The sequence below is a fragment of the Acidovorax sp. LjRoot129 genome (assembly GCF_964253765.1).
Classification (GTDB): Bacteria; Pseudomonadota; Gammaproteobacteria; order Burkholderiales; family Burkholderiaceae_C; genus Acidovorax.
Map to the genome: position 1 here is coordinate 2,288,347 of NZ_CAXUSE020000001.1, position 16,262 is coordinate 2,304,608.

Here is a 16,262-nt window from a genome sequence, read left to right on the forward strand (position 1 = left end):
TGAAAAAAACGCCAACTGACGATCAGCGGCGCCGGGATGCTCGTCCGCCCCGGTCAGGCTAGCCGCCTTGCGGCCACCGCTTCAGGACGAGCGCGTCTTGCCGATAACCAGAAGGTTATTATGAAAAGCCTCCTCGCTCTGCTGCTGGCCAGCGCCTGCTTCCAGGCGCAGTCCGCCAACCTGTCTCCCTGCGACAAGGCGGTGCGTTTCGCTGCGGCTTGGTTCGCTGACCCGGAAGTGGACAACGCCAAATCGGCCGCCGAACTGACGAAGATCGGCGCGGGCGCCGGCCGCAGCGGTACGCAACTCGGCCACGTCGTTGTCGAGACCAAGCTGGCGGTGATGCCGCAGACCAGTTGCCAGGGCGTCGTCGTGCGGCTGGATTACATCAAACCGGTGCTGCGCGTGGCCAGCGAGATCCCGCCGGGCAGCTGTGCCTATGCGCACGTGATGAAACACGAGCAGACGCATGTGCGCATTCACCGCGACATCGCGCGCCAGTTTCGCGAGCTGGACTATCCCTGGGCCTCGGGGGTCAGCAGCGCGGGCATCCTGCTCTACGCAAAACAGGAACTCGACCGCCTGATGCAGGCCCAGGTGCTGTTCGACAACCCCGAGGAGTACGCCAGCAACTTCAGCGCGTGCGGTGGTGAGATCGCGCGGCTGGTGAAGCCTGCGGCGTCTACCAAGTCGGGGCAGACATCGGATTGAGGCAACCGCCTCCCGTGGGGCGCTGGATTCATCCGACGCTCTGCACAGGATCCTTTGACGTATTCGTATGCTATTTGCGGCGACACCCTTTGTACAACGCCAGGAGCGGATCCATGGCGGGCTCCGGTTTTGGCTTCAGGTGCGCACGCTGTCCTTGAGCGGCTGTCAGGGCAATTCAGTAGGCATGCGTCCGACAGGCGTCCATGACGCCCGGGCTTTGAGGGGCGGGAAGCACCGCTTGGACACCTTCTACACGTCCGGAATAGACAGCTAGTATCTATCCGGACTATCTCAGCCCAGACACCCGCCTTGAACAACCACCCATCTTCACAACGCCCATCGGCCCCAGGACTGGCCCTTGCGGTTGCATTGATCCTGTACTGCGCTGCTGCGTGGTTGTCCGCTGACCTTGCCATCGCTGTGCACAAGCCCTGTGCCTCCGACTTCGAAGGTGGTTGCGGGCATGGCAAGGTGTGGGCAGGGGCGCTCTCTTGGCTTGCAGCCTGTGCGGCCGTCGCCATGGCGGGTGGCATCGCAGTGTTCTCGTCAGCGGTGCCCCGATTCAAACCCGCGCTGACGTTGACCGCAGTCGTTTTTGCCTGTCCGTTCATCGCGTACGTGCTCTACGGGCTGTGCCAAGTGGCTCCTGTCGTTATGGAGCTGCTTCAGTAGGCAGGGGATATGTGAGCGGGCAGGCAAAGCGCCCATCCCGTTCAAGGCCTGCGCCCCTACAGCTGCGGAAAATTCCACGTCGCCATGTGCCGCAGCTCCTTGGCGCCGCCGTGGGTTATGCGGTCGGGCATGCCCTGGGCATGGGGGCGCGGGGCGACGCCCTGAGCGATGCGTTTGACGCCGCTGGTCTTGTCCAGGCTGGCGCACCACATCTGCCAACGACTGCCGTCCATGCGGTCGCGAAAGCCCCGCTCGGCCAAGTCGGCCGGTGTGGGGGGTGTGGGCGACAGGATGTCCAGGTATTCCATGCGGCCGCGCACAACGCCGGTGGGCTCGTCAGTGCGCATTTCGTGGCAGTAGGCAGCGCCCCAGAGGTCTTCCCGAAAGCGCACCGCATACACGTCGCCCGCGGCCAGCGGGCCGGGCACTGCACGCGGGGCTTTGGGTACCCCGGCGGGGCGGGCTGCGGACTTTGCACGAGGTACTGGATGCCGTGGTGGCGCGGCTGGCTCTGCGGTGGGGCGCTGTAGGTGGCCGAACAGGCTTTGCAGCAGGGCATCGTTGGTGCCGTGCGCCGCCGTCCACCAGGCCAGCGGGCCGGGGACTTCGACACGCACGCTGGGCCGCTGGTCGCGCTCGCGCGCGGAGGTGAAGCGGGTCCGCAGGCCGGGCCGATCCGGGGCCTGTAGCACGCCTACAAACGCCAAAGCCTCGAGCAACAGCCCCGCACGCCAGGGCTTGGCAGGCTGCAGCCACTTCGCGGCCTGGATGGCGGTGCGCGCCTGGCTGTAGCGGGCGGTGCCGGGCAGCCTGCGCAGCAAGTCCAGCAGCTGGTGCAGCACCCAGATGTCGCGTGGCGCGGGCTGGGGCCAGCTGTCGGGCGAGCACTGGAGCGCATCTTCCAGGGTCAACACTGCGGCCAGCGGGCCGTCCTCGTCGCTCCAACCGGACCCTTGCAGTGCGCGGTGGTAAGCCAGCTGGGTACGATCTTTGGCCGTCGCGGTGTGAAAGCAGATGGCGCAGCGGTCTGACCCTGGGCCCATGGGCTGGTGCGCATGTTCTGGCATGGCCAAGCCCAGCGCCACGGCGGGCAGCACGGCTTGCCACTGCAGGCCTGCCGAGCCCAGCGATGCCACGAACGCGTCGGCAGCGCGAGGCAGGTCCACCTGGGCTGCCAGGCTGCGCAGCCGCTGAATTGTTTCGTCATGCGGCCACTGCACGGGTGTGTTGGGCGTCCAGCCGGCATCGGCCAGTTGCTGGCGCTCCTGCGCGGTCACCGTATCGGGGATGCGAAAGAAAGACTGGCGGTGGCTGTCGATACCGTGATTGGCAACGTCGTAGATGCGATGCAGCAGCGGTGCGACCAAGTCGAAGTTCATGGGTGGAAGTGGGTAGACGGGTAGGCGGTCGGGGGGGGGGCAACACAGATGGCTCGGGTCAGCGAGGCCTACAAAGCAACGCATGCCGACACATCCACGGTCAGGCTGGCTCCCACCACCGTACCAGTATCCCAGTGGCCAAAGCAACGGGCAAAGGCAGGGTCAGCGCTGCGCTAGCGGACTTGCGTGGCATGCCCGTCGCCATTGCACTACGTGTCATTGACGGACCCATGATCCACTGGAGCCGCCTCATGCACGATTATGAACAATTCACGGATGTCTCTAGGCCCTGATCCATACCGCCATGTCTGATCTCCTAAGGCCTTTCAATGTCTTTCCAAGCAGGCGCTAAGAGATATATGAGGCAAGGCGAACAACCAGCGGGAACCCTGCATAGAGCAAAAGGGTTATTGTCGGAATCACGGCAGCCCATTGCTCTATAGGTAGCAGAGAAAACGTGTGATATCCCCAGTGGACTGTTTTTTCCCTGCCAAATCGAAAAATCTTCCGCTCGATTTTTCTACGATTCAATAAGGTGCCAAGTATGAAAACTAACGGTGCTGAAATGATGGCCGCCAATGCGAACATGCCACCTGCCCTAGACATTTTCATACCATGCCAAGCAATTGATTCAGCAATCAAATGACTAGATGCGAACAGGGCTGCAAACCAAATTGCGGGTACTAGCCACCCCATACCTGAATAAATAAACATGCTTCCAATTGCCTTAAACTAAGCTTTAAATTTATATAACGCCATTTGTAGTGAATAGATTGGAGAATAATCTTGAGTAATTATCGTTTTCGATCTGTTCGGTCTTCGCCTCTGTCGAAGTCATGGTTGCGGGCTGCCGAGCGCGGGACGCTTATTTGACAGATGGGGTAGCGCCACCATTAGGGCCCGGCAAACGGCCAACGGAATCGTACGAGCGAGCCCACGAGGTCTGCTACTGCTCTCCAGCGGCACGTTTCGGGCTGCGATCAAGGCAGATTTTGAATTGATAACCGCATTGAGAAATGGGGTCCAGCGTTGGCTCAGGGACCACAGCGGAAATCAAGTCGCTCCAGTCAGTCACTGCAAAGGGGGCAAATTCGGATACGGGTTGTCATTGGAAGAATGGTGCCACAGCGCCCGCGTCGCTCGTTGAAGCTCGGCTGCATAAATTTTCTGCAGCGCCATACGTTCGGTGTCATCAAGCGCACCCTTTGGGGCAAATATCGCGGATCCGCTGCACAAGAACAGGTAAAGCGCAGCAAGTTCCTCTAGTCGGCTCGACACCGACTCCACCTCAAAGAGGCTAGACTCGTTTTCGCTTGCCTCAATCGTCACCGGTGGCTCTTTTCTCGTTCGGTCTGCGATATAGAGCGAAGTCCAAGTACGGCTGTTGACTGGATGCGAATTTCCATCTGTATCAACGTTCCATCCAGGGCCGAACAGCAAATCAATAAAGACCCGGAAGTCCGGGCGCTCTCGGTCGATTCTTACAAGGTGCATTCGGTGACTATTTCAAAAGTACGCGGTGAAGTTTCTCGGAGCGGAACTTGATGGACGACCCGTCCTTACCGAACTCTGCCCACAGCGAAGGACGCTACTGTGCCATGTACGGACTTTGCATTAGGGACGCCAGACCTGGATGCCTCCGTCTGGTCCCGCTCCAGTTAGGAGCATTTGCCCGCGCCAATCGACGAGCATGACCTTGTATTTCTCGTTTATACGAGTGAAAGCTGAGGTTAGCGCGAGGTCGTCGCCACCACGCTCAACCATGGCAGCTAGCGAAGTCACGCTCGAGGCGTTGGCGATGCCGTAAAGGAACACCGACTCTGCTACACGAATGGTGAAACCATCCTTGACTTGCCCTATCGGTGCCGACGATGTGGTGAGGATTGGCGCAGGCTTAATGGGACGTTGCATAAGCCCCGACAGCTCAGTGCTGCCGGCCGTTCCAAGAACCGGTGCGCTGGCGATTTTTCTAGCGTAGATGTTCTTCCATCCATACTGAATTCGATTGTCTTTCTCAAAGGCTTTGAATTCCTTCAAACGCTTTTGAATCTCAGCGAGGCGAGCTACCGGGTAAAACTCAACTTGGCGCCATTCGTCTTCGTGGAACTGTGGCGCCCCCTCAAATGTTTTACCCGTCGGGATCTCAAACTGGAGCTCGTCTGCCGCGACAGTTGGCAATGTGAAGTTAATCGCCTTGGAACTCATCGTACTGACAGGGGACGCCGCTGTAGCAGCGGTCCCGATGCCCAGCACCGACATACTGGCAAGGAAGAACTTTTTCAGTGTCATGGTTTTGATGGAGCTGATGTTCAACAAGCGGCTTGAAGTGCCGCAATATAGGGCCGCACGCTTGGATGCTGCTGGACCCATTGATTGCCTGGGTATGAGGATACGGAGCCTGAGCCTACGATGGTCGCGAGCGACCCGGACTTGCTGGCCTGCAGATGTTCGTGGGCCGCACGCATGATTGCCTCGCTCGCGGCCGATTCCGGCTCGCCAACTTCGGAATGCCACTGCTTTTGGATCGCACTAATGAGTTTGCCCGCCGCGGCCTCGAGGGCGGTTCGTGAATTCGTCATAGGGCGAAGGTCTGCTTTTGGCCAAGTTCTGCCCCACAGCGAGAGACGCTACCGGGCCAATTGCGGCCACTCGCCCTGGCGGTAATAGCGACAGTTGTGCGAAGGCCGCTGACAATTGCATTCGACTGGCAATTTCCACTTGATGGTATAGAGCGTACGCTGAGGATGAGGCCCCCGGTAAGTAAAGAGCGGCTCACCCTCAGTCCCCGGCTCACATTTCTGTGTCGCCGCAAACTTCTCGCCATGACACCGCAATACCGCCTTCGGTTGGAGCGCTACAACCAGCCCCTCCAGTCCCGTCACCATGGTTGCTATGCGCTCCGCTACAACTGCAGCTACGAGCGATTAATTGAAACCCCGCCATCTACCAACAAGGCCGAGCCGGTAGTGAATGAAGAAGCGTCTGATGCGAGGTATAGGGCAGACTTCGCCATCTCCTCCGGCGTGGCCAAACGCTTCATTGCATACAGACTTTCGATGAAAGCTTTAGCCTCGGGCGTGCTGGCAAACTCTTTACCCATGGGCGTATCCGTGCCACCCGGCAGCAGGGCATTGACACGAACCCCCTGCGGGCCAAACTCCACTGCGAGTGCCTGCGTCAAGCCAATCACTCCAGCCTTGCTCGCGGCGTAGGCGGCTACCCCCGGGAAGCCAACTGTGTAGCCCACAAATGAGGACGTAAAAATCAGCGAACCGCCCCCGCGGGCCAACATGGCGGGTAGCTGGTGCTTGGCACCGAGGAATGCACTCGTCAAGTTAGTGCTAACGGTCTTCTCCCATCCCTCCAGCGTCACCTGGGGCGTGGGACCCATAACGCCGAGAGTACCGGCGTTGTTGACCGCCACGTCCAGTCCACCAAAACGCGTCACAGCGGCGTTGACGAGAGCGCTCGCGAAGCGCTCTTCGCAGATATCGCCGTCCATCGCTATCGCCTCACCACCGGAGGCATGGATTTCAGCGACCAAGGCGTCCAGTTCAGCGCGGCGCCTAGCACCAACGACCAGCCGTGCCCCCTCACGTGCGAACAATTTGGCGGTTGCATGCCCAATGCCCGAGCTAGCTCCGGTGATGATCGCAGTCTTGCCTCTCAACGCTCCCATACGAGATCTCCTATGTAGTAGAGGACGGAGTGTTCTTTAGCCCGCGCTGACCGTCTGGCCGAATTCGGACATCGAATTCCCGCGTTCTGCAGCAATGAAAACGATGTTTTGCTGGGCGCTATGGGGATACTTGTACATCTCGCGCCGGAAAACAGCTTATTGCACCTTGTTCCTGGCGCATGCTTGAGGGCGGCGTGGTCGTACTAGTGTTTGCTCTTGCGGCTCACATCGCGATCGGTATCTGAACGGCCAGGCGCTCCTGAAATCTTCGACGGTGTCGCTTTAGGTTCCTATTCGTGCGGCAGGTTTGAGATGACTTCTCCGGACGCTTAGCTGAACGAGGCTTTTAACCGACGATCTAGCCTCGGTTCCGGTGTTCTCGGCGTACAGCCAGTACCGGTCTGCATGTTGGTCTGCCACTGGGTGTGGGACCTAAAGAAGATGTGCGCTTCGATGGAAGTTGTCCGTGGTGCCGCACGCCAAAGGTATTGGATCTGTATCGGGGGAAGCGGTGCGAGAGCTTGATCGTCTATGGCAGCTTGTTTGAGGCGGACAAGCGCGCACGGTTTAGGGAGCGGCCGCATTCAGTCTGTATCGGTCGTCGATAGTCACTCCAAGAACGGCCGCTTCTGGCGACTGATTCAACCGGTCGATGCAACACTTTTGCGAAAGTGAGGCGTACGTCCAAAACCAGCCTGCAGGCGGGCAGCCACAACGCGGTCGTTTGCAAGCTTTTTGCGCGAGGAGGATAATTCGCTCTTATGAAAATTCTCACCAACGTGATCAAGGCATCGTTCGCCACCTAGTTGCGCCCCTCGATCGCGTGTCGGAGGGCTTTGCGCCTTCCGGTCCATAAAACCCCGGCAGGCTCCTCCTCCGGGGTTTTTTGTTTTCCGACTTCTCATCACCAACCTATGCGTACCTACGACAAGTTGATTGCCACGATTCCCGACCGCCGGAGCTTGAGTTCCGTGCGCCCGGGCTCCGGCGACAGCACCACTTCCCATCGACGCTAGCCATCAGGCGAATCCCATCGCCTGGGCCGGCGCAAGCCAACCAGGCGGCAGTTGCTCGCAGAGCCGAGTGCAGCCGCAAGAAAGATTCGCCATGAGAAATTCACGCAATACCAGCAACGCCCATCTGCGCAACCTCGGTGTCATAGCCCATGTCGACGCGGGTAAGACCACAACCACCGAACGCATCCTGTTCTATACGGGCGAAAGCCACCGCATCGGCGAAGTGCACGACGGCACAGCCCATATGGACTTCGACCCGCAAGAGCAAAAGCGCGGTATCACCATCAACAGCGCGGCCGTCACCGTGCACTGGAAGGGCACGCAGCTCAACCTGATCGACACGCCTGGTCATATCGACTTCAATATCGAAGTGAACCGCTCGCTGCGCGTGCTCGACGGCGCAGTCGTCGTGTTCGACGGCGTGGCCGGCGTGGAGCCGCAGACCGAAACCAACTGGCGCTTGGCGGACAAGTACCGCGTGCCGCGCATCTCTTTCATCAACAAGCTCGACCGCGTGGGTGCCGACTTCCACCGCGTCGTGGCCATGATGGAAGACCGCCTGGGCGTGCGCGTTGTGCCCCTGCAGATCCCCATCGGAGTGGAAGGCGACTTCCGCGGCGTGGTGGACCTCCTGAGCCTGCGCGCCCGTATCTGGGACAAGGACGACGCGAGTGCGCCCTACCGCGAAGCCGACGTACCCGCCGACCTGCTTGAGCAGGCCGTGCGCGCCCGCGCACGCCTGGTCGAAGCCGCCGTGGAGCAGGACGAAGCCGCCCTGCAGGCCTACGTGAACGGCGAAGAGATCGCCGTGGACGTGCTGCGCGCCGCCATCCGCAAGGGTGCGCTGGCAGGCGCCTTCGTGCCCGCGCTGGCCGGCTCGGCCTTCAAGAACCGGGGTGTGGAGCCTTTGCTCGACGCCGTGGTGGACTACCTGCCCTCGCCGGACGACATCGTGCGCGAAGGCAGCGAGACCGCTGCGGACCCGTTCAAGGCCCTGGCGTTCAAGTTCGTCACCGACGACCACGGCGCCAAGGTGTTCGTGCGCGTCTACAGCGGCCGTCTGGGCCGGGGCGACGTGGTGCTCAACACCAGCACGGGCAAGACCGAGCGCGTGTCGCGCCTGTACGAAGTGCATGCCGACAAGCACATTGAGCGCGACGAGCTGGTGGCGGGTGACATCGCCGCTGTTGTTGGCCTCAAGGAAACGCTGACGGGGCATACGCTGAGCGACCCGGCCCATCCCGTGGTGCTGGAGCAGATCAGCGTGCCCGAGCCGGTGATCCACGTGGCCATCGAGCCCAAAGCGAGCGCGGATCAGCAAGGCCTGTCCAAGGCCCTGCAGTCCCTGCTGCGTGAGGACCCGAGCCTCAGGCTGCAGCACGACGCCGAATCCGGCCAGACCATTCTGTCCGGCATGGGCGAGCTGCAGCTTGAAGTCTCGATCGAGAAGCTGCGCGCACGCCACGGCGTCAACGTGTCGGTGGGCCGCCCCCAGGTGGCCTATCGAGAAACCATCTCAAGGAATGTGGAGGTGAGTCATGTGCATAAGAAGCAATCGGGCGGCCCCGGCCAGTTCGCCGAGGTGAAGTTGCAACTTGAACCCCTCCCGAGGGGCGAAGGCATCCGCTTTGAAAGCCGCATCGTCGGCGGCGCCGTGCCGCGCGAGTTCATCCCCGCGGTGGAGGCCGGGATTCGCCGCGCCGCGCTCACGGGCGTGGTGGCGGGCTTCCCTGCCGTGGACTTCGTGGCCACGCTGGTGGATGGCAGCTTCCACGAGCGCGACTCGTCCACGCTGGCCTTCGAGCTGGCGGCCATGGCCGCCTTCCGCGAAGCCTTTGCCAAGGCCGGGCCTCAGGTGCTCGAACCCGTGATGGCTGTCGAGGTCATCACCCCGGCTGAGTACCTGGGCGACAGCATCGGCGATTTGAACCGTCGCCGTGGCGTGGTGCGCGGCCAAGGTCAACGCGGCAACGCCGCCACGGTCGAGGCCGAGGTACCGCTGAAAGAGATGTTCGGCTACATCGGCAGCTTGCGCGCCTTGTCTTCGGGGCGTGCGCAGTACTCGATGCAGCTGGACCACTATGGGGTGGTGCCTGCGGCCCAGGCTGCAGAGCTGGTGGGCTGAGCTGAGCGCCCCGGGCCGGGGTGCCGGGTACAGCCCGAGAGAGGGGTGTGGGCGGGAGTCTGCACCCCAGCTTTTCCGCTAAAGATCAGTGGCGGGGATCGCGGTGGTCATCTAGAAGCAGATTGGGTCAACATCCGCATTAAGTTAGTCGAACCTGGCTACGGTCCCGGCACCCGCTTTGCGGAAAACGGAGGGGAGCGCATGCAGGTGCAGGGCCTGATCCCGGACACCTACAAGCCGTTCGCTGAACCCATCTTTGCGGCATTTGCCAACCCCGGGCCGGTGACCTACGAGACCGACGTTGCCGAAGTCGTGTGGCGAGCCGCCAACGACACGACGGACCGCCTGCATTTCGCCGCTGGTGCTGATGCGGTGGCGCTTGCAAACGCAAAGCTGCATTGACCCGCGAGTCCTTCGCCACTTGCATGCCCTGGCCGGCCCAGCGCCGGTACGGGCCGCTTCGCCTAGCGTCGAGTCCCAGTCAGGACACCGAATCGTGACTTGGCTTGCCGGACTCCCCATGCATCAGAATTGCCAGGTGTTTGGCAAGCATCCATTTCGCTGATGAGTGATCCGTTGGCCGAAGTCGTGAAAGTGGGGACATGCGTTCACTGGGTGGGGCATTCCTGTTCGACGCTGCTGACCCCAAACCGCGGGTGCCGTAATCGGCAGGAAGGCCAGGCGGCCTTTCTTCACCGTGGCCAAGGCCTCGCCATCTCGCTGTCTGTGTCGTCAAGCTCGATGTTGAGCTGGTCGGCCCTATCACCGCGGGATTCGGTGAGGGTCAGCGACATCAGGCGCGCCCAAATGTTGGCGGTGATGTTCCGTCCGAGCACCGTCAGCACGTAGGCCGGGGCGTCGTACAGCTGCGCCGTGGCGAGGTGGTCTCTCATAACCACCACTCCTAGTAGTCATCAATAGGGCGGTTAGTCGCGGACTTATTGGTTCCGCCGAGAAGGTGGCAGCGGACCACAGACAGGGCGCTTAATATCGACTTTGAGCTTCGAGAACATCAAAGTCACTATGAAAATCCATATAGCAGTGGCAGAGACCGTGCCAGACGACGCTTTCGCGCGAATTGAGAGATTGGCCAACGGACTGCCTTCGGCGGATTCCAGTTTCCGGGACGCAGAAATTATCGTCAGGCGCACGCCGATGGATACCGTTCTGACCATGGTGACGGACGACGACTACTCTCGGCAGAAGCTTGTGGAAATCCTCGTCGAGCAGGCGCTACGGGGAGGGCATGACTCCTTGTTCGGCACACTATAGAAACTGCTGGCTTTGACCGTACGGCCCAGGCGACTGCTTGCGCAAGGAATAGACACAAAGACTTCATGTTCTTCATTCGGCACATCATCAAGAGCCAATCAGAAGACTATCGCGGCCATATCGGTGGACAGGGGCACGGGCCAAGGCGGACGGCACGGCGGGTAAATTTCTGACGTCCTGACGATTACTGCAAAGCGCAAAGTTGGCCCATATTCAGGAGACCTCCCATGCGCATTGCCACCAACACGCTGCTTGTTACGGCCGTAATGGCTGCCTCATCCGTAGCCGCACAGACGACCGCCCCGACGCAGGTTGTTCCAGGCGTCCCCGCGCCTACAACCTCGTTTCCGGAACCGTCCACCTCCCCATCGCAGACGCCGTCCGTGCCGTCTTCACAGACGCCAGCTGAAACACACGCAGCGCCACCGGCCGCGCCACCAACTGCAACGCAAAAGCCTACAGAGGTCGGTGCACCCAGGACCACGCCTACAGCCGCCGGCACATCCTCCGGAGTAAGTGCCGGGCAGCGCGTGGGGGCTCCTCAGCAACCCCCGACCCCGCAACAACAGTCGATCACTGCTCCACCAAGCCCTATCCCATCGCAGCTCGGTACGACGCCCAGCACGCCCAGCACGCCCGGTGCACAAGGCACGAGCGGAACGACGGGCACAACCACCGTACCCAATGCGCCAACGGTACAGAGTTCTCCAAGTGCCCCTGGCGGCACGGGCGGGATGGCGGCGCCACTCAAGCGGTAGCGTTCAGGCTGCCATAGTGAGCCTAAGGACGGAAAACCCATCACCTAGTCACAACGACGAGACGGCAGAGGCTGCATCCAGCCGCGTCTTCAGCGCTTGCGCGCAAAAAGGTAGGTTCACTCCCATAGGAGACAAACCCGTCGTGGAACTGCCAAGCGCGCACCGTCTGCTTAAGCTGAACTTCGGCGAGCCGCGTAAGCCCAGGCTCTAGCTGAGCAGCTCCGACGGCCTCCATAGCCTGCATCGACGGGTCAAACTGTCGGAGTGCTAAGTGATCTCCAGCCTGCGATGCCACACGTCTGGCTGCCGCTGGTTCGGCCGTCGAGTCCTGTTCGCCGTCAGCGCTTTTGGCACAGCGCCTCTCCCTGGCTCACCGCACCTTCTCGCGCAAGCCACGCCGCTGCCGCCTTGGCCCCCAGGCAGTTCGCCCAGGCCAGCATAGAGATATTTTTCTTATCCATGCGGTTCACATCCAGCTTCCTCTTCGCGTTCATCATCTCCAGCATCTCGACGTTATTCGACACCAGGGCGCGAATGAACGCAGGCCTGCCGTCTTGGTTCGGATCGTTCGGGTCGGCGCCGAAATCGAGAAGCACCTTCACTACATCGGCGTGGCCGGCCTGAACGGCCATTTCCAGCGGGCTCAACAGATTGCAGCCTTCGCAAGCGGGGCGCGCGTTGGCGTTGTTGTGCTGCGTGAGCATGGCCTTTAGCGTGCTGGGCTGCGGCGGGTAGTCTTCCAGCAGCACGGTCAGGTACATGAGCAGCGGCGTGTCCTGCCGTTTGCCCGCGTAGTCGGGGTAGGGGTAGTTGGCGTCCAGCGGCAAGCCCCGCTGCAGGAGCGCCTGAAAGCCATCGGGGCAGCGCAGGGCATACACGGCGAGGTTGGTTTCGGAAAACGCCTGGTTGTCGAACACGCCCCGCACCCTGGCGCCTTGCTCCACCAGCCGGTCTATCTCTTTCCAGTCCGCAAGGTCTGTGGGGCAGCGGTTTAACAGCTTGCCGAGCACCATGGTGATCTGGTCGCTAAACCGGCCGGCCTGCTCCGGGCTTGATCGGGCGTTGGCCGCTGCGGCATTCAAGAGCAAGGGGTAGACGGTGGACGCGGCAGCGGGATTGAGGCGGGCTCTCGCCAGCCAGCCTTGTTGGGCCGGCTGCGCGCCGGCGTTCAGCATTAGGCGGATGTGTTCGGCGCTGGGGTTGTCGATCAGCGAGGTCATCACCGCCGAATGGTTGGCGGCCCCGGGCCCACCCTCGGCCAGCAAGAATGCAAAGGTCTCTGGCGGAATGGTCGGGGTACTGTGCTGCAGGAGCTGGATCGCAATGCTTTCGCCGGAGGTGCCTACGGTGCGGCGCAGCAGGCCTTTCTGGCCCAGTGCTTTCAGCGCCGGGGTGCCCAGTTCCGGCGGCAGCAGGATCATTTCCTTGAGCAGGTAGACCATCGGGTACAGGTTGACGGTACTTTCCGCTGCACTGCTCAGCTGCGGCGCAATGTCACGGATGAAGAGCGCGTAGTACTCGTTCTGAAATGGTATGGCCTCCTTGCCGGTGGCCCGGTTGTGGGCCAGCAGGCCCTGCGAGGCGGTGACCCATGATGCCTCTCCGGCCGCATTGCGGGGGATTTGCCCGGAGCGCAGCAAGGTGGAGATTCTCGCGAGCGTGTCTCCTCGCGATGCGCCCAGTGCAGGGCTCAGGAACGTGGCCTGGCTCATCAAGTCGTTCAGATGCTGCCCGCACACGAACCGCGTTTGCGCTTGGGCCTCCATCCGATGAAACCTTTGTTTCTCGAAGGAGGGTAGGGCGTCGAACGCGGCCTGGTTTATGTCGGGCAAGCGCTGGCCTGCACACACGGGAAAAGCTGGCACCTCCTGGCCTACAGCCGCTCTGGAAGGGGGCTGCGGTGGCAAGGGCGATGCGCCTTGCCGGGTCACGGGAAACAGTTCGATCGCCGATACTGCAAATCCGCTGGCTTGGTAGTACAGGTAGCCGCTCACGGCCTTTCGGGACACGGTGGATTTCTCGGTCGCGCTACTGACGGCATATTCGTGCCCGACCGGGAGCTTGAGCAACACGCCGCCTTGCATCCCCAGCCCGCACACCCGCACTGAACGGTCTACCGGGCCGATGAGCTTGCGCACCTCACGCGGCTGCACCAAGGGACTGTCGAACACCGCCGTGCTCCATTGGCCGTCGGCATCTTTCTGCCGCGTCTGGAGACGTCCGTTGGCGCTTTCCACGCGAATGACTGCAGGGCCGCCGGCTTTGTCCGAGTAGTCACCCAGCAAAATCTCGGGGCAGTCCGCGGCTCTCGCGGTCGAGGTGAACAGCACGGACAGCAAGAAGGCTAGGGCGGGAAGGATGCGGAGCAAGGGACGGGTCAATTTGGGGGCCTTGGAAGTCTTGGTGGCAGGTATGCCGGTGCTCAGCGGTGGGTGCGCTGGCGGCGCCGACGTTAACAGGCCGGAGTCCGCCGGAAGGCTTTCACGCTCGGATCCACTGCATAGCATTTGAGGCAATACCGTAAGCACGCACCTGCTGATGAACACGAGACTCGCTTCGAAGGTCGCGCTCGTCACAAGCGCAACACAAGGGATCGGGGCAGCGATTGCTCGATCGTTGATCCAGGCTGGCTGCTTCGTTTATGTCACCGACATCAACGATGAACTTGGTGCCAGTTTTGCGAACTCTCTCGGTAGTGCGGCGCTCTTTGGTTCACCTCCTACGCCCACAGTTCTGTTGAGACAGCCCAATGGCGTTTTGCTAAAGGAGCGCACATGGCCGCCGACCCCAACCAACACCCCGCCCATCAAGTCCCAGAGGAATTCCCTCTCCCGCCAGGCGATCTGCCGCCCAGCACCGAGCAGCCGACCCTGCCATCGCAGCCACAGCTCCCGCAATCTGGTCCAGACTACGCTGGCGAAGTCGAGGATGAAGATGCAGACCCCGTGGGTCAATCGCCTCGGATGTGAACACACTGGCACTCTCCGAAGCCCGCCCCTAGCGGGCTTTTTTGCGTGCGTGCGTTCAACTCGCCAAGCGGGGAGTGGCCTGATAAAGTGCCGCGCGGGAGAAAAAGCCACTTATGAAAACCACTCTGCGTCACTGCTTGCAACTTTGCGTCTTGAGCCTGCTCATGCTGGTATCGACCACCTCCTTCGCCCAATGCTTGAACAGCGGCCCCAATGAGGTCACCTGTAGTGGCAACAGCAATGGGACCACGGTAGTCGGAGCGGTAGCAGATGACACCTTCATCTTCGCTGCAGGCGTTATCGGCGATATCACCGTTATTTCCGGAGGCGGTAACGACAGCATCGACTTGTCTGCCTTGGGTGCTGGGGTCACCTTGGATTTGTCCAATGGTGCGGGCTATCAAACAGTTGCGCCAGGCCTGCGGCTATGGGTGCAGGGCTTTGACACTCCTGGGGCCAACTACAGGGTTCTAGGTTCAATCGCCGGAGGCAATACGCTGACTGGCGCCGCCGGAAACGACACCCTGGTTGGCGGGGCTGGAATCGACGCTCTAACCGGCGGCGCAGGCGACGACATCCTGGACGGCGCTGGCGGTGCTGACACACTGGACGGAGGGTTGGGCACCGACACTCGCGTCAACGCGGGCGCGGGCTGTACGGGCGATGTCTTGGTGAGCATCGAAACCGACCTTTGCCCAGTTGCGCCTGTAGCGCCTGCCTCCATCCCAACCTTGTCCGAATGGACCCTCTACGGGACCTCGATCGCGCTGGCCCTGGTCAGCTGGCCAAGGTTGCGGGGGCGCATCCATGGCAAGCGGATCTCGCCAAAATGAACGCACACCACTGATCACCGCAAATCAGACGCCGTGCAACAGTGGGCGGTCTCCCAGCTACGGCCCATGTGGCAATCGCGCGTGTGAGTCAACTTCAAAGCGGCCCAAACATCGACTCTGCTTGACCTCGTAGTGCTTCCTCCACCAGCAACTGCAGCAGGTTCTGCCGCATCGGGTCGTCCGAGTCGCGGACACATGCAGGCACCGTGTCAAAGCGGGCTCGCTTCACGTCGATAGTCGTGCCTTGGAAGGTTACATCGTTAACAACGACCCGCCGGGCCAGCGCTTGGACACGTCCGAAGGCGTCTTCCGGCACCGTCTCGGATACCTCAATGGTGATGTTCATAAGTTACCTCTCAAGCCGCCTGCCAGGCGCTCAGAACGCCCGCGGGGATCGACTGCTTGGACGTTGCTCTTCGAGGAGTGACCAATGGCGAACTGAACTCTAACTCTTCAAAGCCGCCTTGCCCAGGGTAGGCGTAGTCCTACAAATTCCGTCGTCAGCTACCGACCGCATACTGCTTGGGCCCGCCATGAAATTGCTTCGCAGGCAATGTCGCCTGAACTTTTCTGGAGATAGTCATGACGACCAATCAACAGCGAAATCAAGGTCAGAGCAATCAATCGCAGCAAGACCAGCAGAACCAGCAAAACCGCCAGCAGGATCAAAGCAATCCTCAGAATCAGCGAAACCAGCAAGGCCAGCAACAGCAAGGCAGTGACCAAGGCCGGCAGCAAGGTTCCGACTACGGCCAGAAGTCGAATCAAGGCAGCCGGGGGACTGATCAGAGCCAGCCTGATGACAAAGTGTGATGGCGCATAGGCGTGTTGCTTCACGCCCGCTGCGG

The 16,262-nt window shown here is 61.2% G+C and carries 16 protein-coding genes; 8 read left to right on the top strand and 8 right to left on the bottom strand.

Annotation, left to right across the window (positions count from 1 at the left end; translation table 11 throughout):
• Positions 1–120 precede the first annotated feature (120 nt).
• Positions 121–711 carry a hypothetical protein gene (locus ACSQ3Q_RS10500; RefSeq protein ID WP_436134322.1) on the top strand — a complete coding sequence of 197 codons (591 nt, stop codon included), beginning with the start codon at positions 121–123 and terminating at the stop codon, positions 709–711.
• Between the two features lie 309 nt (positions 712–1,020).
• On the top strand, positions 1,021–1,383 hold the full coding sequence (locus ACSQ3Q_RS10505) for a hypothetical protein (RefSeq protein WP_436134323.1): 363 nt from the start codon (positions 1,021–1,023) through the stop codon (positions 1,381–1,383).
• A 56-nt stretch (positions 1,384–1,439) separates the two neighbouring features.
• Here the strand turns inward: ACSQ3Q_RS10505 and ACSQ3Q_RS10510 are convergent, their stop codons facing one another.
• The 5 genes from ACSQ3Q_RS10510 to ACSQ3Q_RS10530 all read right to left on the bottom strand — a co-directional run bounded on the left by ACSQ3Q_RS10510 (position 1,440) and on the right by ACSQ3Q_RS10530 (position 6,441).
• Positions 1,440–2,762, bottom strand: a complete 1,323-nt coding sequence (locus ACSQ3Q_RS10510) for a hypothetical protein (protein WP_436134324.1) — start codon at positions 2,760–2,762, stop codon at positions 1,440–1,442.
• 348 nt (positions 2,763–3,110) lie between these two features.
• The gene (locus tag ACSQ3Q_RS10515) at positions 3,111–3,476 is read right to left on the bottom strand and encodes a hypothetical protein (protein ID WP_436134325.1); all 366 of its coding nucleotides are present in this window, start codon (positions 3,474–3,476) and stop codon (positions 3,111–3,113) included.
• Positions 3,477–3,833: 357 nt separating this feature from the next.
• The gene (locus ACSQ3Q_RS10520) at positions 3,834–4,256 is read right to left on the bottom strand and encodes a hypothetical protein (RefSeq protein WP_436134326.1); all 423 of its coding nucleotides are present in this window, start codon (positions 4,254–4,256) and stop codon (positions 3,834–3,836) included.
• A 120-nt stretch (positions 4,257–4,376) separates the two neighbouring features.
• Positions 4,377–5,075, bottom strand: coding sequence for a hypothetical protein (locus tag ACSQ3Q_RS10525; RefSeq protein ID WP_436134327.1), 699 nt, complete (start codon positions 5,073–5,075; stop codon positions 4,377–4,379).
• 601 nt (positions 5,076–5,676) lie between these two features.
• Complete coding sequence (locus tag ACSQ3Q_RS10530) at positions 5,677–6,441, bottom strand: SDR family oxidoreductase (RefSeq protein WP_436134328.1); 765 nt, start codon at positions 6,439–6,441, stop codon at positions 5,677–5,679.
• Positions 6,442–7,548: 1,107 nt separating this feature from the next.
• Between ACSQ3Q_RS10530 and fusA the strand changes: the two genes are divergently transcribed.
• Positions 7,549–9,582: an elongation factor G gene (fusA, locus tag ACSQ3Q_RS10535; RefSeq protein WP_436134329.1), complete on the top strand. Its 2,034-nt coding sequence runs from the start codon at positions 7,549–7,551 to the stop codon at positions 9,580–9,582.
• Positions 9,583–9,783: 201 nt separating this feature from the next.
• Complete coding sequence (locus tag ACSQ3Q_RS10540) at positions 9,784–9,984, top strand: hypothetical protein (protein ID WP_436134330.1); 201 nt, start codon at positions 9,784–9,786, stop codon at positions 9,982–9,984.
• Positions 9,985–10,274: 290 nt separating this feature from the next.
• Here the strand turns inward: ACSQ3Q_RS10540 and ACSQ3Q_RS10545 are convergent, their stop codons facing one another.
• Positions 10,275–10,475, bottom strand: coding sequence for a hypothetical protein (locus ACSQ3Q_RS10545; RefSeq protein ID WP_436134331.1), 201 nt, complete (start codon positions 10,473–10,475; stop codon positions 10,275–10,277).
• Positions 10,476–10,578: 103 nt separating this feature from the next.
• On the opposite strand from ACSQ3Q_RS10545, the gene ACSQ3Q_RS10550 reads away from it, so the two are divergent.
• The gene (locus ACSQ3Q_RS10550) at positions 10,579–10,854 is read left to right on the top strand and encodes a hypothetical protein (RefSeq protein WP_436134332.1); all 276 of its coding nucleotides are present in this window, start codon (positions 10,579–10,581) and stop codon (positions 10,852–10,854) included.
• A 1,096-nt stretch (positions 10,855–11,950) separates the two neighbouring features.
• On the opposite strand, the gene ACSQ3Q_RS10555 is transcribed toward ACSQ3Q_RS10550, so the two are convergent.
• Positions 11,951–13,993 (bottom strand): ankyrin repeat domain-containing protein, encoded by a 2,043-nt coding sequence (locus ACSQ3Q_RS10555; RefSeq protein WP_436134333.1) that lies wholly within the window; start codon positions 13,991–13,993, stop codon positions 11,951–11,953.
• 157 nt (positions 13,994–14,150) lie between these two features.
• Between ACSQ3Q_RS10555 and ACSQ3Q_RS10560 the strand changes: the two genes are divergently transcribed.
• Entirely contained in the window at positions 14,151–14,798 is a 648-nt protein-coding gene (locus ACSQ3Q_RS10560) for an SDR family NAD(P)-dependent oxidoreductase (RefSeq protein ID WP_436134334.1), read from the top strand.
• Entirely contained in the window at positions 14,695–15,414 is a 720-nt protein-coding gene (locus ACSQ3Q_RS10565) for a hypothetical protein (RefSeq protein WP_436134335.1), read from the top strand. Before ACSQ3Q_RS10560 ends, ACSQ3Q_RS10565 begins: the two co-directional genes overlap by 104 nt.
• A gap of 94 nt (positions 15,415–15,508) precedes the next feature.
• Here ACSQ3Q_RS10565 and ACSQ3Q_RS10570 read toward each other — a convergent pair whose 3' ends face one another.
• On the bottom strand, positions 15,509–15,760 hold the full coding sequence (locus tag ACSQ3Q_RS10570; protein WP_436134336.1) for a hypothetical protein: 252 nt from the start codon (positions 15,758–15,760) through the stop codon (positions 15,509–15,511).
• Between the two features lie 236 nt (positions 15,761–15,996).
• Here ACSQ3Q_RS10570 and ACSQ3Q_RS10575 point away from each other — a divergent pair, with 236 nt between their 5' ends.
• Positions 15,997–16,227, top strand: a complete 231-nt coding sequence (locus ACSQ3Q_RS10575) for a hypothetical protein (RefSeq protein ID WP_436134337.1) — start codon at positions 15,997–15,999, stop codon at positions 16,225–16,227.
• Positions 16,228–16,262 lie beyond the last annotated feature (35 nt).

What these genes read in the sequence shown, in the direction of transcription:
- ACSQ3Q_RS10500 (WP_436134322.1), top strand. Translation starts at nt 121, where the DNA reads ATGAAAAGCCTCCTCGCTCTGCTGCTGGCCAGCGCCTGCTTCCAGGCG.
- ACSQ3Q_RS10510 (WP_436134324.1), bottom strand. Translation starts at nt 2,762, where the DNA reads ATGAACTTCGACTTGGTCGCACCGCTGCTGCATCGCATCTACGACGTT.
- ACSQ3Q_RS10515 (WP_436134325.1), bottom strand. Translation starts at nt 3,476, where the DNA reads ATGTTTATTTATTCAGGTATGGGGTGGCTAGTACCCGCAATTTGGTTT.
- ACSQ3Q_RS10520 (WP_436134326.1), bottom strand. Translation starts at nt 4,256, where the DNA reads ATGCACCTTGTAAGAATCGACCGAGAGCGCCCGGACTTCCGGGTCTTT.
- ACSQ3Q_RS10530 (WP_436134328.1), bottom strand. Translation starts at nt 6,441, where the DNA reads ATGGGAGCGTTGAGAGGCAAGACTGCGATCATCACCGGAGCTAGCTCG.
- fusA (WP_436134329.1), top strand. Translation starts at nt 7,549, where the DNA reads ATGAGAAATTCACGCAATACCAGCAACGCCCATCTGCGCAACCTCGGT.
- ACSQ3Q_RS10540 (WP_436134330.1), top strand. Translation starts at nt 9,784, where the DNA reads ATGCAGGTGCAGGGCCTGATCCCGGACACCTACAAGCCGTTCGCTGAA.
- ACSQ3Q_RS10545 (WP_436134331.1), bottom strand. Translation starts at nt 10,475, where the DNA reads ATGAGAGACCACCTCGCCACGGCGCAGCTGTACGACGCCCCGGCCTAC.
- ACSQ3Q_RS10560 (WP_436134334.1), top strand. Translation starts at nt 14,151, where the DNA reads ATGAACACGAGACTCGCTTCGAAGGTCGCGCTCGTCACAAGCGCAACA.
- ACSQ3Q_RS10565 (WP_436134335.1), top strand. Translation starts at nt 14,695, where the DNA reads ATGAAAACCACTCTGCGTCACTGCTTGCAACTTTGCGTCTTGAGCCTG.
- ACSQ3Q_RS10570 (WP_436134336.1), bottom strand. Translation starts at nt 15,760, where the DNA reads ATGAACATCACCATTGAGGTATCCGAGACGGTGCCGGAAGACGCCTTC.
- ACSQ3Q_RS10575 (WP_436134337.1), top strand. Translation starts at nt 15,997, where the DNA reads ATGACGACCAATCAACAGCGAAATCAAGGTCAGAGCAATCAATCGCAG.